The organism is Paranoxybacillus vitaminiphilus (genome assembly GCF_003259935.1).
Lineage (GTDB): Bacteria > Bacillota > Bacilli > Bacillales > Anoxybacillaceae > Paranoxybacillus > Paranoxybacillus vitaminiphilus.
On the sequence record NZ_QLMH01000005.1, the window covers coordinates 175,631 to 189,703 of the forward strand.

The following is a 14,073-nucleotide window of genomic DNA, read 5'->3' on the forward strand; positions in this document are numbered from 1 at the left end:
TATAGAAGGTTTCGTATATAAAAAAAGAATAGAGGTCTACATACGCTGCTTCACCGCGTTAATGCAGTGGGGTCAGACCCGAAAAAAGGGGGAATAAAGATGGAGGAACGGAAGCGGATTTTAAAGATGGTAGAAGAGGGAAAGTTAACAGCGGAAGAAGCGCTTATGCTGCTTGAGCAGCTGGAGCAGGCAGAAAAGAAAGCAGCTGAGGCGATTACCGCTTTGTCAACCGATGTTCAGTTTACTGAGACGAAGCAAGATGAGTCTTCTTCTGTCAAATGGTCTTCGTTAAAAGAGAAAGTGTTTGATTTTCTTGACGTTACTTTCAAAAAAGTAAAAAATTTTGATTTGGATTTGAACTTCGGCAACAGCTTTGAAATTAAACATATTTTTCAGCAAAACAGTGCTTTTTTTCAAACGATAGATATTGATGTTGCCAATGGCAGCGTTGAACTCGTGCCATGGAATGAATCCGATATTCGTATCGAATGTGATGCCAAAGTTTACCGTGTTGACTCGGCTGAAGCAGCCCGCCAGCTTTTTTTGCGGGAGGTTCTTTTTTCTGTAGACAAAGGTTGTTTTCGCTTTTCTGTTCCAAAACAGCAGCTTAAGGTGCATACGGTCATTTATCTTCCGCAATCGGCTTACGATTATGGAAAAATACGATTATTTAATGGAGATATTCGCGGTGAAAAGTTACAGATGAAGAAAATGCGAGCAAAAACGGCAAATGGTGCGATTAAGTTTGCAGGGATTAATGCGGAAAATGTCGAATTAGAAACAGTACATGGTGCTATTACAATCACTGAAAGTACCGTTCGTCAGCTTGAAGCAGAAAATATACATGGAGCAGTTCAAATAAGTGGAAAGTATCATAAAGCTGATTTGCAAAGTATTAGCGGCAGTATTATGTGCCGGATCGAAAATATGGACAGCGATACAGTACTTTCTAAAACCGTAACTGGTTCGATCCAAATACTTCTTCCGGAACAAATAGCATTCGAAGGAGAATTAAAGACGAATATAGGAGGACTGTCTTATCATTATCCGGGAATAACAGTGATTGAAGAGAAAAAAGAGACGATTCAAAAATTGGTCCGGCTGAAGGCAAACGTAAATGAAACAAGAGGCACTTATGTTTATGCCGATACAAAAACCGGTTCTATTTCAATCAAAGCGATGGGAGATGGTGAATGATGAAACATATTAATAGCTCAAAATTAGCCAGTATTTTCGAAAAAACGGCCAGTTATGCTTAGCTGGATTGTCAACATTTTTGTCAACGCTTTGCTTTTAATTGTAATAGCTGGCTATTTTGAGTCTTTTCATCTCGAAGGTATCGGTGCTGCTTTCGTTGCAAGCATCATTCTTTCTGTATTAAATATCTTCGTAAAACCTTTTCTCATTCTCTTAACACTTCCTATCACTGTTTTATCGCTTGGGTTATTTTTGTTTGTCATTAATGCGATTACTTTGATGATGACGTCTTCGATCATGGGAGATGCTTTTCAAATTGACGGATTTGGTACAGCTATCCTTGCCTCCATCGTTCTTTCCTTTTTTCATTTGCTGATCCAAAAAGCCATTATTGAACCGTTGCAGCGTAATAACTAAGACGTTCCCTCATGAGCTCAGTGGGGAACGTTCTTTTTTGGGGTCAGACCCATTGCTTCACCGCGTTAATGCAGTGGGGGTCAGACCCCCATTCAAACAATGGGGGAAAAGTGCTACAATGGTAAAAGATGAAAAGGGGGGATTAGAAGTGCCAAAGGTGCGGACGAAAGATTTGATTGAGAAGTTTAATTTAGAGCTTGTGAGCGGTGCAGAAGGGCTTCACCGCCCGATTACAACGAGTGATATATCGCGTCCAGGAATTGAGATGGCTGGTTATTTCACATATTATCCGGCAGAACGTATTCAGCTTTTAGGAAAAACGGAATTATCTTTTTTTGAAAAATTAAGTCCAGAAGACAAAAAAGTGCGAATGGAAAAGCTTTGTACAGATATTACGCCGGCAATCATCGTTTCCCGAGGGCTAGAAGTGCCAGAAGAGCTTATTGAGGCTTCTGAGCGTAATTCGGTGCCAGTGATGCGTTCTAATATGAAAACGACGCGTTTATCGAGCCGTTTGACAAACTATTTAGAAAGCAAATTGGCGCCGACAACGGCCGTACATGGAGTGTTAGTCGATGTCTACGGTGTCGGTGTATTAATTACCGGAAAAAGCGGTGTTGGAAAAAGCGAAACGGCACTTGAGCTTGTGAAGCGCGGCCACCGTTTAGTAGCTGATGACTGCGTGGAAATTCGTCAAGAGGACCAAGACATACTTGTTGGCAGCGCCCCGGAGTTAATTGAACATCTGCTGGAGATTCGCGGTCTAGGTATTATTAATGTAATGACATTATTTGGTGCGGGAGCCGTCCGGCCGCATAAACGTATTTCTCTTGTGATTGATTTAGAGCTATGGGATCCGAAAAAACAATATGACCGTCTTGGTCTGGAAGAGGAAAAAGTGAAAATTATCGATACGGAATTGACGAAGTTAACGATTCCGGTAAGACCCGGACGAAACCTTGCAGTCATTATTGAAGTAGCAGCGATGAACTTTCGCTTAAAGCGGATGGGAATGAATGCTGCCGAAGAGTTTTCTGCCCGCCTGACAGATGCCATTGAAGATAGCGAGCACGATTACGAATAAGGAGTTGACGATATGTTAGCAAATATCCAGCCGTTGGACCGCGTCTTTTTAGAGCTGGGTCCGATTACAATTTATTGGTATGGAGTCATCATTGGCACAGGTGTTTTGCTCGGTTTGTTTTTAGCGATGCGGGAATCCGAGCGGCGCGGCCTTCCAAAAGAAACATTTGTCGATCTCGTTTTATTGGCGGTACCGATAGCGATTTTATGTGCGCGTGCGTACTATGTCATTTTCCAATGGGACTATTATTCAAAGCATCTCGCGGAAATTCCGCAAATTTGGCAGGGCGGGTTAGCGATTCACGGTGGCTTAATCGGTGCGATTATTACCACGGTTGTATTCGCAAAAATACGCGGCTTATCATTTTGGAAGCTGGCTGATATCGCTGCGCCAAGCATTATTTTAGGTCAAGCGATTGGCCGTTGGGGAAATTTTATGAACCAAGAGGCCCACGGTGGTCCGGTCACGCGTGAGTTTCTCGAAAATTTGCGTTTGCCGGAATTTATTATTAACCAAATGTATATTAATGGGGAGTATTATCATCCGACTTTTTTATACGAATCTCTTTGGAATGTAACAGGCTTTTTTCTTCTGCTTCTACTGCGGAAAATCAACTTGCGCCGCGGGGAGCTGTTTCTCAGCTATATCATTTGGTATTCAATCGGCCGCTTTTTCATCGAAGGAATGAGAACGGACAGCTTAATGTTGACAGATACGTTGAGAATGGCACAATTTATTTCAATCGTTCTTATTATAGCAGCGATTGGCATTTGGATATTTAGAAGAACAAAAGGGCTGGCGAAGGAACGTTATCTTGATTAATCAAAGGGGAGAAACAAATTGATTAATATTTTTAAAAAAGGTTTGCTTGTCGGGATTAAAACAACATGGACGCTCGGAAAAGTGATTTTTCCCATTACCGTTATTGTAACAGTTTTACAACATACCCCCATCCTCAATTGGATCATTGATTTTATTACGCCGTTTATGAAATGGATTGGTTTATCTGGAGATGCAGCCATTCCGTTAGTTCTTGGGAATTTTTTGAATTTATATGCCGGTATCGGCGCGATTTTGACACTCGATTTAACAGTAAAAGAAGTGTTCATTTTAGCGGTCATGCTTTCGTTTTCTCATAATTTGCTCGTTGAATCGAGTGTCGCAGCGAAAGTCGGTGTGAGCATAGCGATGACGGTGGCAGTTCGCATCGGATTAGCGATTGTCTCGGCGTTTTTCATTCATATTCTTTGGCAAGGCGGAAATGAAATCGCACAATATGGTCTTGTGTCGGCAACACCGGAACAGCTGACGAGTTGGGGAGCTATTTTCCTTTCCGGGGTTGAAAAAGCATTGCTCGGCATCGGGCAATTAGCTATGATCGTTATTCCGTTAATGATAGGTATTCAAATTTTAAAAGATTTAAAATGGCTTGATCAATTTTCACGTTGGATGTCACCTGTAACAAGAGCGCTTGGCATGAAGGAAAACACATCGATGACGCTTGCCGCCGGGCTTTTATTTGGCCTTGCCTACGGTGCCGGGGTGATGATTCAAGCGGTTCAAGAAGATCATGTTTCGAAGAAAGATTTGACGCTCGCGTTTATTTTTTTAGTGGCCTGCCATGCGGTTGTTGAAGACACTCTATTGTTTGTGCCGCTTGGCATTCCTGTTTGGCCGTTATTAGTCATTCGTTTAGTCACGGCTATTCTTTTAACGATGTCGGTCGGATTCATTTGGGGTAGAATACAGCAAACAGAGAGAAAGGAAGCAGCACTATGAACATTAACACGATTTTATTCGATTTGGATGGAACGTTAATCGATACAAATGAGCTCATTATTCAGTCGTTTTTGCATACGTTGGAAAAGTATTATCCTCATCAATACAAGCGGGAAGATGTGCTGGCATTCATCGGGCCGCCTCTTTATGATACGTTTGTAGCAATGGACAAAGAGCGAGTACAGGAAATGATTGATACGTATCGTGCTTTCAACCATGAGAAGCATGATGAGCTTGTAAAAGAATATGAAACCGTATATGAAACAGTAGAAACGCTTCATGAAAAAGGCTTTAAACTTGGCATCGTCACAACGAAAGTGCGTTCCACCGTTTTAATGGGATTGAAGCTGACAAAACTGGATCGCTTCTTTCAGTGCATTGTCTCACTTGATGATGTCGAAAAAGCGAAGCCGGACCCGGAACCGATTTTTAAAGCACTGTCTATATTGCAGTCATCACCGCAAGAAACAATCATGGTCGGCGATAATTACCATGACATTTTAGCAGGAAAAAATGCCGGAACAAAAACGGCTGGAGTCGCGTGGTCGATTAAAGGTCGCGAATATTTAGAGAAATACGAACCGGACTTTATGCTTGAAAAAATGAGTGATTTGCTGGAAATTGTAGGAGTGAAATAAAACGTGAGACGAACGACAAAATATCCGGTATCGGGAACGAATTCGCTTTGGCAAATGTATAAAACGGTTTCGTTTTGGAAAATCGTCAAAAATTTTATCATCATTCAAATTGCGCGTTACACGCCGTTTTTGCCGGTCAAAAACTGGCTGTACCGCACGTTTTTAAAAATGGAGATTGGCGAACATACCGCATTTGCTTTAATGGTCATGCCGGATATTATGTTCCCTGAGAAAATTAAGGTCGGGCGCAATTCGATTATTGGCTACAACACGACGCTTCTTGCCCATGAATATTTAATTGACGAATATCGTCTCGGCGATGTCGTCATTGGCGATGAAGTGATGATTGGTGCCAATTCGACGGTGCTGCCGGGAGTCGTCATCGGTGATCGTGCGGTTGTCGCCGCTGGTACGGTTGTTCATAAAGATGTGCCTCCCGGGGCTTTTGTCGGTGGAAACCCAATGCGAATCATTTACACGAAAGAAGAGATGGAACAACAAAGAGCGCATTCCAAGCAATGATTGGGGTGCGTTTTTTAGCAAATGCATAAATGCACTGTATCTGGAAGCATCGCTTTATATAAGTTCACATTAAAAACCGACATAAAAGACAAAAATCAGTCTGAATTTTCCGATAATAAATCAATATCGGAAAATCAATCTGTATTGAAATAACCAGTGTCTAAATGCAGTTTCGTAAAACTTTATAGTTGACGCATTTGTTTCTGAGGAGTAAACTACAAATAACTTCACTTCTCTACCATATTAGCAAACTAAAGCGTTTGACGAACTTGAGAATAAAGGACGGGTAAATATGTCAAGGTTGTTTATGTTTGAGAAGCCGTTGGGAATGAGAGATACACTGCCGTTTTTATATGAAATGAAAAAGCGAATCCGTCATGCGATGACAAATGAAATTGAAAAATGGGGCTATCAATTCATTGAAACACCAACATTGGAATATTATGAAACGGTCGGAACTGCTTCAGCCATTCTTGACCAACAATTGTTTAAACTGTTGGATCAACAAGGGCATACACTTGTATTGCGCCCGGATATGACGGCGCCAATCGCGCGCTTGGCGGCATCAAGGCTGTATGAGAATGGTAATCCGCTTCGTCTTGCCTACAATGCAAACGTGTTTCGCGCGCAGCAGCGGGAAGGCGGCAGACCGGCAGAATTTGAACAAATCGGTGTGGAATGTATCGGCGATGGCACGATTGCCGCTGATGCGGAAGTGATCAGCTTAATGATTGCTGCGTTAGAACAGACGGGGTTAAAGCGGTTTACTGTAGCGATTGGCCATATTGGTTATGTGAACGCGCTGTTTTTGGATGTTTTAGGAAACGAGGAACGTGCGAATGTGCTGCGCCGCTTTTTATATGAAAAAAATTATGTCGGTTACCGTGAGCATGTCAAAGCTTTGCCGCTTTCTTCAATCGACAAACAGCGGCTCTTAAAGCTTCTTGAGCTGCGCGGTGATGAAGCGACAATCGCTGAGGCACGGGAGCAAATCGATACAAAAGAAGGAGCAAAAGCGGTTACCGAGCTGGAGCAGCTTTTTGAACATCTTCGTCTATACGGAGTCATTGAGCGGATTAAAATTGATTTAAATCTCATTAGCCATATGAATTATTACACAGGCATTTTGTTTGAAGTATATGCTGAGAATGTCGGTTTTCCGCTTGGAAACGGGGGAAGATATGACGAGCTGCTTGCGAAATTTGAGCGGAAAGCACCGGCAACCGGTTTTGGCATTCGCGTTGACCGTTTAATCGAAGCGCTCGGCGATCCGGAAGAAAAAAACGATATTCATTGCATTATTTTTAGTCAGGAGCGTTTTGCCGAGGCGGTTCAGCTGGCAAATGAGCGCCGCAGAAAAGGTGAAAGAGTCGTATTGCAGCATATTTCGGGAATCACAGATATTGATGCGTGCACAAAGCAATATAGCGATGTCACCTATTTGATTGGCAGTGACAGAAAGGATGAATAGGACATGATTACAATTGCGATGCCGAAAGGACGGATTTTCGAAGAAGCAGTGGAGCTGCTGCGGAAAGCAGGATACCGCCTTCCGCCGGAATTTGAAGAGTCGCGCAAACTCATCATTGATGTTTCCGAAGAAGAGATGCGTTTTATTTTGGCAAAGCCGATGGACGTCGTCACATATGTGGAGCATGGAGTGGCTGATTTAGGCATTGCCGGAAAGGATGTCATGCTTGAGGAAGAACGTGACGTATATGAAATCCTTGATTTAAAAATTAGCAAATGTCATTTGGCGGTGGCTGGATTGCCAAACGGAAAAGTGAACGGAGTTGCGCCAAGGGTAGCGACGAAATATCCCAATGTTGCTTCAAGCTATTTTCGCGAGCAGGGCGAGCAAGTCGAAATTATTAAATTAAACGGTTCCATTGAGTTAGCACCGTTGATTGGTTTAGCGGATCGCATTGTCGATATCGTTTCAACGGGAAGAACGCTGAAGGAAAACGGATTAGTAGAGTTGGAGCGAATCGCGGAAATTACGTCAAGATTGATTGTTAACCCGGTAAGCTATCGTATGAAAGATGCGAAAATTGATGAGATTATTGAGCGTTTATCGCTCGTCATTGGCGACGAATAAAAAAGGAGTGCGGCAATATGAAAATTGAACGGATAGCAAATACAGTTTCATTAAAACGATCGCTTGAAACCGGCACAGAAGAACAACGGCAGCAAGTGCTTGCCATTATAGACGATGTGAAACGAAACGGCGATCAGGCACTGAAAGAATATACAAAGAAATTTGACGGTGTTTCCCTTCAATCGCTGTGCGTTTCTGAGCAGGAAATCGAACAAGCTTACACGCGAGTCAATGAAGAGATGGTAGAAATTATTCGTGAAGCAGCGGAAAACATCCGCGATTATCATGAACGGCAAAAGCGAGAATCTTGGATGATGATGAAAGAAGACGGAACAATTCTTGGGCAAAAGGTCACCCCGCTTGATGCGGTTGGCTTGTACGTTCCAGGCGGTACGGCCGCTTATCCTTCTTCCGTATTGATGAATGTCATTCCGGCGCAAGTAGCAGGAGTGAAGCGCATTGTCATTGTTTCGCCGCCGAACAAGCAAGGGACGCTGCCGGCAGGAGTGCTTGTTGCTGCGAATGAGCTGGGCGTGAAGGAAATTTATAAAGTGGGCGGCGCCCAGGCAATTGCCGCGCTTGCTTATGGAACGGAAACGATTCAGCCTGTCGATAAAATTTTTGGTCCGGGAAACATTTATGTCGCCTTGGCGAAACGGGAAGTATTCGGTCAAGTGGCGATCGATATGATTGCCGGGCCAAGTGAAATTGTTGTATTAGCGGATGAGACGGCAAAAGCGAACGAAATAGCGGCTGATCTTTTATCGCAGGCAGAACATGATGAGCGCGCATCAAGCATTCTTGTCACTCCTTCGATGAAACTGGCATTAGAGGTAGCCAGCGAAGTGAAAAAACAGCTGGAAACATTGCCGCGTAAAGAAATAGCGGCTGCCTCTTTGGAAAATTACGGTGCGATTTATGTGACGGACACGCTTGAAGAGGCGGTTGCTGCGGTCAACGAGCTGGCTCCTGAACATTTAGAAATTATAACAAAAGATCCGATGAGTCTCATTGGGCAAATTCGCAATGCCGGAGCGATTTTCTTAGGCCGATTCAGTTCTGAGCCTGTCGGCGATTATTTTGCGGGAACGAACCATGTGCTGCCGACGAACGGGACAGCGCGTTTTTCCAGCGGGTTAAGCGTCGATGAGTTTGTGAAAAAATCGAGCATCATTTTATACAGCGAACAGGCGTTGCAGGAAAATTACACAAAAATTGCTGCGCTGGCACGGTTAGAAGGGCTCGAGGCTCATGCGCGCGCAGTCGAGGAACGCTTCAAAAAATAAGGGGGGAAACGACATGGTACGTCAAGCATTCGTGTCACGAACAACGAAAGAAACAGACATTCAACTGGAATTTGTCATTGACGGCGAAGGAAAAGCAGAATTGGAAACAGGGGTTCCATTTTTAACACATATGCTTGATTTGTTCACAAAACACGGACAGTTTGATTTAAAAGTAAACGCAAAAGGCGATGTTGAAATTGATGATCATCATACAACAGAGGATATCGGCATTTGTTTAGGCCAAGCGCTGCGTGAAGCTCTCGGCGATAAAAAGGGAATTAAACGTTATGGCAACGCGTTTGTTCCAATGGATGAGGCGCTCGCGCAAGTCGTTGTCGATTTAAGCAACCGTCCTCACTTTGAATTCCGCGGCGAGTTTCCAAGTCAAAAAGTAGGAACGTTTGATGTCGAATTAGTTCACGAATTTTTATGGAAATTAGCGCTCGAAGCGCGGATGAATTTGCATGTGATTGTTCATTACGGACGCAACACGCACCATATGATTGAAGCCGTATTTAAAGCGTTGGGACGGGCGCTCGATGAGGCGACGATGATTGATCCGCGCGTTCAAGGAGTTCCATCAACGAAAGGAATGTTATAAATGATCGGCATTATTGACTACGGAATGGGGAATTTGTACAGCGTCAGCAAGGCATTGGAACGTTTAAATTATGAATATTTTATTTCAGACAATCCAGAAAAGCTAACAGAAGCAAAAGGGCTCATTTTACCAGGTGTTGGCTCGTTCAAAGACGCGATGCATATTTTAAACAAAACAGGTTTGGCGCATTTTATTCGTACAGCTGCCGAAGAAGGAAAGCCGCTCTTGGGCATTTGCCTTGGCATGCAGCTTTTGTTTGAAGAAAGCGAAGAAAATGGCTTAACAAAAGGGCTCGGATTGTTAAAAGGGCGGGTTGTTCGTTTCCCGGGGGTGACTCCAAACGGTGAAACATACAAAGTGCCGCACATGGGTTGGAATCGTTTAATGTTCCATCATCCATCACCGCTCTTAAACGATGTAGAAGAAGGATATGTGTATTTCGTTCATTCATACTATGTGAAAACAGATGCTCAGGAAGTGGTATTAGCAAGCAGTTCTTATGATGTGGACGTACCGGCTGTTGTCGGCGAAAAAAACGTATTTGGCACGCAATTTCATCCGGAAAAAAGCAGCAAAATCGGCATGAATATTTTACAAAACTATGCGAATATTGTGGAAGGAACGGTGAGCGAGTGATGGCGGCATTTACGATTTATCCGGCGATTGATATGCGCGGCGGCAAATGTGTCCGCCTTTTGCAAGGTGATTATAATAAGGAAACGGTTTATGGAGATTCACCGTTTGATATGGCAAAGCTGTTTGCTGAACAAGGAGCCGAATGGATTCATATGGTTGACCTTGACGGCGCGAAAGAAGGAAAGCGCGTCAATGACCGCTTCGTGCTGGAAGTGGCAAAAAAATTAAACGTAAAAGTGCAAATTGGCGGCGGTATCCGCACGGAGGAAGATGTTTCCTATTATTTGGAAAATGGTGTCGATCGGGTGATTTTAGGAAGCGCAGCCATTTCCAATCCGCTGTTTGTCAAAGAGATGCTCGCTAAATATGGCTCGCGGATTGCAATCGGCATTGATGCAAAAGACGGCTTTGTAGCGACGGAAGGCTGGTTAAACACTTCAACGGTAAAAGCCACCGATCTTGGGAAAGAGTTGGCGGCAGCTGGTGCAGAAACGTTCATTTTTACTGATATTGCCACGGACGGAATGCTTTCAGGGCCGAATGTACAGGCAGTTGCCGAAATGGCAAGGGTGACAGGCAAAAATGTCATCGCTTCAGGTGGAGTGAGCTCGCTTGAAGATTTAAAATTGTTAAAGAAATTTGCTGAAAATGGAGTCATTGGGGCGATTGTCGGCAAAGCATTATATACGAAGCAATTTACCGTTGCCGAGGCTTTGAAAGAGGTGGCTGGTGAATGATTACAAAGCGCATTATTCCTTGTTTGGACGTAAAAGATGGACGGGTTGTAAAGGGCGTGCAGTTTGTGCAATTGCGCGATGCCGGTGACCCGGTGGAACTGGCGAAATTTTACGATGCCGAGGGAGCGGACGAACTCGTCTTTTTAGATATTTCTGCTTCTCACGAAGGAAGGAAAACAATGATTGAGGTCGTCGAAAAGGTAGCAGCACAGCTGGCGATTCCATTTACGGTTGGCGGCGGCATTAACTCGTTAGAGGACATGAAAAAGATTTTGCGCGCCGGAGCAGATAAAGTTTCCTTGAATACGGCAGCCGTTAAAACTCCACGGCTCATTAGCGAAGGGGCAGACTTCTTCGGTTCACAATGTATTGTCGTGGCGATTGATGCCAAATATGATAAGGAGCTTGGTTCTTGGCGTGTCTATACGCATGGCGGCCGCAATGCTACGGATTGGGAAGTCGTTGAATGGGCGAAGGAAGCCGTGAATCGAGGTGCAGGGGAAATTTTACTAACAAGCATGGATTGCGACGGTGAGAAAAACGGCTTTGATTTAGCGTTAACAAGAAAGGTCAGCGAAGCGGTTTCCGTTCCTGTCATTGCTTCAGGCGGGGCAGGCAAAGCGGAGCATTTTGTCGAAGCCTTTCTTGAAGGAAAGGCAGATGCCGCTTTAGCAGCATCGATTTTCCATTATAAAGAAACAAGCGTGAAAGAAGTAAAGGCGTATTTAAAAGAGAGAGGGGTAAATGTCCGATGAATCTCCCGGATATAAAATTTGACGAAAAAGGGCTTGTTCCGGCGATTGTTCAAGATGCGCAAAGCAAGGAAGTGTTAACGCTTGCCTATATGAACAAGGAATCGCTGAAAAAATCGTTGGAAACAGGGGAGACATGGTTTTACAGCCGCTCGCGCCAGGAGCTTTGGCATAAAGGAGCGACATCCGGCAATACGCAGCGTATCGTTGATATACGTTATGACTGTGACAAAGATGCCCTCCTCGTTCTTGTTGAGCCTAAAGGTCCTGCTTGTCATACAGGAAGCTATTCTTGTTTTGCGAAACGAATCAATGAACAGCCGGCGAACCTATTCAATGACCGCTTTGCGATTATTAATCAGCTTGAACAAATCATTGCTGAGCGTGAAGCAGAGCGGCCGGAAGGAGCATATACCACCTATTTATTCGAAAAGGGCATTGATAAAATTTTGAAGAAAGTCGGCGAAGAGGCAGCGGAGGTAATCATTGCCGCTAAAAACGGAAACCATGATGAGTTAAAATGGGAAGTAGCAGACTTGCTTTATCATCTGCTCGTTTTATTGCGCGAACAAAAATTGCCTCTTGATGATATTCTTCATGTATTAACCGAACGCCATTTAAAAAAACAAAAATAAGCGGCTGACCCAAAGAAAAGTGTCAGACCCCGCAACACAATATATAACATATCACATTGGGGAAATATTGTGGAATGTGCGTGAGGTCAGATGCTTATGGGGTCAGTTCTTTTTTTATTTTAACTACTGTTCTTGATAAGAATGTGCTATACTTCTTTTCGGTAAATTTCACAGAAATCGGAGGATTCAATGCGAAAACATTTGAAGACAAAAAAATGGCAAACAGGACAAGTGATTCCGTTCGTGCAAAACGGAGAGTATTATTTTAAAAAAGGATTAGCTGCCTATCGTCGGCGTGATTTATATAGAGCGAAAAAGTATTTAGAGCGGGCCGTTCATTTGAATCCGCATGATCCCATGTTTTTATGCGAATTGGCGGTTGTGCTGTCTGATTTAGGAGAATATCAAGCAGCAAATCAACTGTTTTTCATCATTGTAAATGAATTGGATCCGGAAATGACAGAATGTTTCTATTTTATTGCGAACAACTATGCCCATCTTGGTTTGTTCCGCGAAGCGATGAAATATGCAGAAATGTATATAGAGCGTGAGCCGGATGGCAGCTTCGTGGAAGAGACAGAGGATTTGCTGGAATTGCTAAGCATTGAAAACGAGGATGAACACACGCTGGATAATCAAGACGATTTAATTGTGAAGCAAGAGCGGGCGCGCAATTTGCTGGAAAAAGGGCAGTTCCAGGAAGCGATTCAACTGCTTGAGGACATTATTAAAGATTATCCGCAATTTTGGTCGGCCTACAATAATTTGGCATTATGTTATTTTTATATTGGAGATGTTAAAAAGGCGCAGCATATGATTGCAGAAGTTTTGCGGCAAAATCCGGGAAACTTGCATGCGCTTTGCAATATGCTTGTCTTTTATTATTATTTGCATGAAGAAAAAGAAGTGGATCGCCTTATAAGAAAACTTGAGTCTGTATATCCGTTTTTAATGGAGCATCGCTACAAGCTGGGGGCAACATTTGCGCTTGTCGGGCGCTTTGATCTTGCTTTCAAGTGGCTGCATAACTTATATAAAACGGGCTTCGATGGCGATGGAGCTTTTTATTACTGGCTTTCTTATGCTGCATATTATAGAGGACATAAACAATTTGCCGAAACAATGTGGAAAAAAGTCATTCATTTAAGTCCGGAAAAAAAGGGACAAGAGCCGTGGTCGTGCGCTTCTTCAGCAAAACCGCAGGAAATCGTGCGGATTCAACAGTGGTTAAATAGCGAGAACACGCCGGAAATTTTATATGGATTATATTTAGTGGGCAAATCGCTGTATAAGGATGAGTTAATTAAACAAGCTTGTTTTCAGCAGCATTTACATGCCAATTCGTGTGTTCAGTCGTTTGCAAACTATATTGTTTCCCCAGCAGCTAGGACCATCTCTGCCAACGTCGCTGATAGCTTTTCCATTGTTGATGTGCTTTGGAAAAACAATGATGTTTTCGATGAAAGAATGTGCGTTGCATGGTTTTCTATTTTTCAAAATGCCGCTGAATTGGCGCATGATTTTTCAAACCACTCCGCTTGGGCGGCAGCGACGGAATATGTGTGGGGCAAGCAGAATGGAGAAAAAATTACACAGCAGGCCGTAGCGGAAAAGTACGGAATCTCCATCTCGACCGTGAAAAAATATGTAAAAGCGGTAAAGAGCCTGTGGCGTTGAGCAAATTAATAGAC

Annotated in this window: 16 protein-coding genes; all 16 read left to right on the forward strand. The window is 43.5% G+C overall.

Going from position 1 to position 14,073, the window contains the following annotated elements:
• The first annotated feature begins 99 nt into the window (after positions 1-99).
• The 16 genes from B0I26_RS08425 to B0I26_RS08500 all read left to right on the forward strand — a co-directional run bounded on the left by B0I26_RS08425 (position 100) and on the right by B0I26_RS08500 (position 14,059).
• Positions 100-1,197, forward strand: a complete 1,098-nt coding sequence (locus B0I26_RS08425) for a DUF4097 family beta strand repeat-containing protein (protein ID WP_111644999.1) — start codon at positions 100-102, stop codon at positions 1,195-1,197.
• Between the two features lie 54 nt (positions 1,198-1,251).
• Positions 1,252-1,614 carry a phage holin family protein gene (locus B0I26_RS08430; RefSeq protein WP_111645000.1) on the forward strand — a complete coding sequence of 121 codons (363 nt, stop codon included), beginning with the start codon at positions 1,252-1,254 and terminating at the stop codon, positions 1,612-1,614.
• 148 nt (positions 1,615-1,762) lie between these two features.
• On the forward strand, positions 1,763-2,698 hold the full coding sequence (gene hprK / locus B0I26_RS08435; protein ID WP_111645044.1) for an HPr(Ser) kinase/phosphatase: 936 nt from the start codon (positions 1,763-1,765) through the stop codon (positions 2,696-2,698).
• A gap of 12 nt (positions 2,699-2,710) precedes the next feature.
• Positions 2,711-3,520, forward strand: a complete 810-nt coding sequence (gene lgt, locus B0I26_RS08440) for a prolipoprotein diacylglyceryl transferase (protein ID WP_111645001.1) — start codon at positions 2,711-2,713, stop codon at positions 3,518-3,520.
• 27 nt (positions 3,521-3,547) lie between these two features.
• Positions 3,548-4,477: a nucleoside recognition domain-containing protein gene (locus tag B0I26_RS08445; RefSeq protein ID WP_409991418.1), complete on the forward strand. Its 930-nt coding sequence runs from the start codon at positions 3,548-3,550 to the stop codon at positions 4,475-4,477.
• Entirely contained in the window at positions 4,474-5,115 is a 642-nt protein-coding gene (ppaX, locus tag B0I26_RS08450; RefSeq protein WP_111645003.1) for a pyrophosphatase PpaX, read from the forward strand. Before B0I26_RS08445 ends, ppaX begins: the two co-directional genes overlap by 4 nt.
• A 3-nt stretch (positions 5,116-5,118) precedes the next feature.
• Positions 5,119-5,637, forward strand: coding sequence for an acyltransferase (locus B0I26_RS08455; protein WP_111645004.1), 519 nt, complete (start codon positions 5,119-5,121; stop codon positions 5,635-5,637).
• 292 nt (positions 5,638-5,929) lie between these two features.
• Positions 5,930-7,108, forward strand: a complete 1,179-nt coding sequence (locus B0I26_RS08460; RefSeq protein WP_245934737.1) for an ATP phosphoribosyltransferase regulatory subunit — start codon at positions 5,930-5,932, stop codon at positions 7,106-7,108.
• A 3-nt stretch (positions 7,109-7,111) separates the two neighbouring features.
• Positions 7,112-7,735, forward strand: coding sequence for an ATP phosphoribosyltransferase (gene hisG, locus B0I26_RS08465; protein WP_111645005.1), 624 nt, complete (start codon positions 7,112-7,114; stop codon positions 7,733-7,735).
• A 17-nt stretch (positions 7,736-7,752) separates the two neighbouring features.
• A complete protein-coding gene (gene hisD / locus B0I26_RS08470; RefSeq protein ID WP_111645006.1) occupies positions 7,753-9,021 on the forward strand; it encodes a histidinol dehydrogenase in 1,269 nt (422 codons plus the stop codon).
• 13 nt (positions 9,022-9,034) lie between these two features.
• The gene (gene hisB, locus B0I26_RS08475; RefSeq protein WP_111645007.1) at positions 9,035-9,622 is read left to right on the forward strand and encodes an imidazoleglycerol-phosphate dehydratase HisB; all 588 of its coding nucleotides are present in this window, start codon (positions 9,035-9,037) and stop codon (positions 9,620-9,622) included.
• A complete protein-coding gene (hisH, locus tag B0I26_RS08480) occupies positions 9,623-10,258 on the forward strand; it encodes an imidazole glycerol phosphate synthase subunit HisH (protein WP_111645008.1) in 636 nt (211 codons plus the stop codon).
• Positions 10,258-10,995 (forward strand): 1-(5-phosphoribosyl)-5-[(5-phosphoribosylamino)methylideneamino]imidazole-4-carboxamide isomerase, encoded by a 738-nt coding sequence (gene hisA, locus B0I26_RS08485; protein ID WP_111645009.1) that lies wholly within the window; start codon positions 10,258-10,260, stop codon positions 10,993-10,995. Before hisH ends, hisA begins: the two co-directional genes overlap by 1 nt.
• Positions 10,992-11,750: an imidazole glycerol phosphate synthase subunit HisF gene (hisF, locus tag B0I26_RS08490; RefSeq protein WP_111645010.1), complete on the forward strand. Its 759-nt coding sequence runs from the start codon at positions 10,992-10,994 to the stop codon at positions 11,748-11,750. Before hisA ends, hisF begins: the two co-directional genes overlap by 4 nt.
• On the forward strand, positions 11,747-12,382 hold the full coding sequence (hisIE, locus tag B0I26_RS08495; protein WP_111645011.1) for a bifunctional phosphoribosyl-AMP cyclohydrolase/phosphoribosyl-ATP diphosphatase HisIE: 636 nt from the start codon (positions 11,747-11,749) through the stop codon (positions 12,380-12,382). The genes hisF and hisIE overlap by 4 nt, the downstream gene beginning before the upstream one ends.
• A 189-nt stretch (positions 12,383-12,571) precedes the next feature.
• Complete coding sequence (locus tag B0I26_RS08500; RefSeq protein ID WP_111645012.1) at positions 12,572-14,059, forward strand: tetratricopeptide repeat protein; 1,488 nt, start codon at positions 12,572-12,574, stop codon at positions 14,057-14,059.
• The last annotated feature ends 14 nt before the right edge of the window (positions 14,060-14,073 follow it).

Excerpts from the sequence above, each read along its gene's own strand:
- B0I26_RS08430 (WP_111645000.1), top strand. The coding sequence starts at position 1,252 with ATGCTTAGCTGGATTGTCAACATTTTTGTCAACGCTTTGCTTTTAATT.
- hisD (WP_111645006.1), top strand. The coding sequence starts at position 7,753 with ATGAAAATTGAACGGATAGCAAATACAGTTTCATTAAAACGATCGCTT.
- hisB (WP_111645007.1), top strand. The coding sequence starts at position 9,035 with ATGGTACGTCAAGCATTCGTGTCACGAACAACGAAAGAAACAGACATT.
- lgt (WP_111645001.1), top strand. The coding sequence starts at position 2,711 with ATGTTAGCAAATATCCAGCCGTTGGACCGCGTCTTTTTAGAGCTGGGT.
- hisF (WP_111645010.1), top strand. The coding sequence starts at position 10,992 with ATGATTACAAAGCGCATTATTCCTTGTTTGGACGTAAAAGATGGACGG.
- hisIE (WP_111645011.1), top strand. The coding sequence starts at position 11,747 with ATGAATCTCCCGGATATAAAATTTGACGAAAAAGGGCTTGTTCCGGCG.
- B0I26_RS08460 (WP_245934737.1), top strand. The coding sequence starts at position 5,930 with ATGTCAAGGTTGTTTATGTTTGAGAAGCCGTTGGGAATGAGAGATACA.
- B0I26_RS08425 (WP_111644999.1), top strand. The coding sequence starts at position 100 with ATGGAGGAACGGAAGCGGATTTTAAAGATGGTAGAAGAGGGAAAGTTA.
- hisA (WP_111645009.1), top strand. The coding sequence starts at position 10,258 with ATGGCGGCATTTACGATTTATCCGGCGATTGATATGCGCGGCGGCAAA.
- hisG (WP_111645005.1), top strand. The coding sequence starts at position 7,112 with ATGATTACAATTGCGATGCCGAAAGGACGGATTTTCGAAGAAGCAGTG.
- hisH (WP_111645008.1), top strand. The coding sequence starts at position 9,623 with ATGATCGGCATTATTGACTACGGAATGGGGAATTTGTACAGCGTCAGC.
- ppaX (WP_111645003.1), top strand. The coding sequence starts at position 4,474 with ATGAACATTAACACGATTTTATTCGATTTGGATGGAACGTTAATCGAT.
- B0I26_RS08500 (WP_111645012.1), top strand. The coding sequence starts at position 12,572 with ATGCGAAAACATTTGAAGACAAAAAAATGGCAAACAGGACAAGTGATT.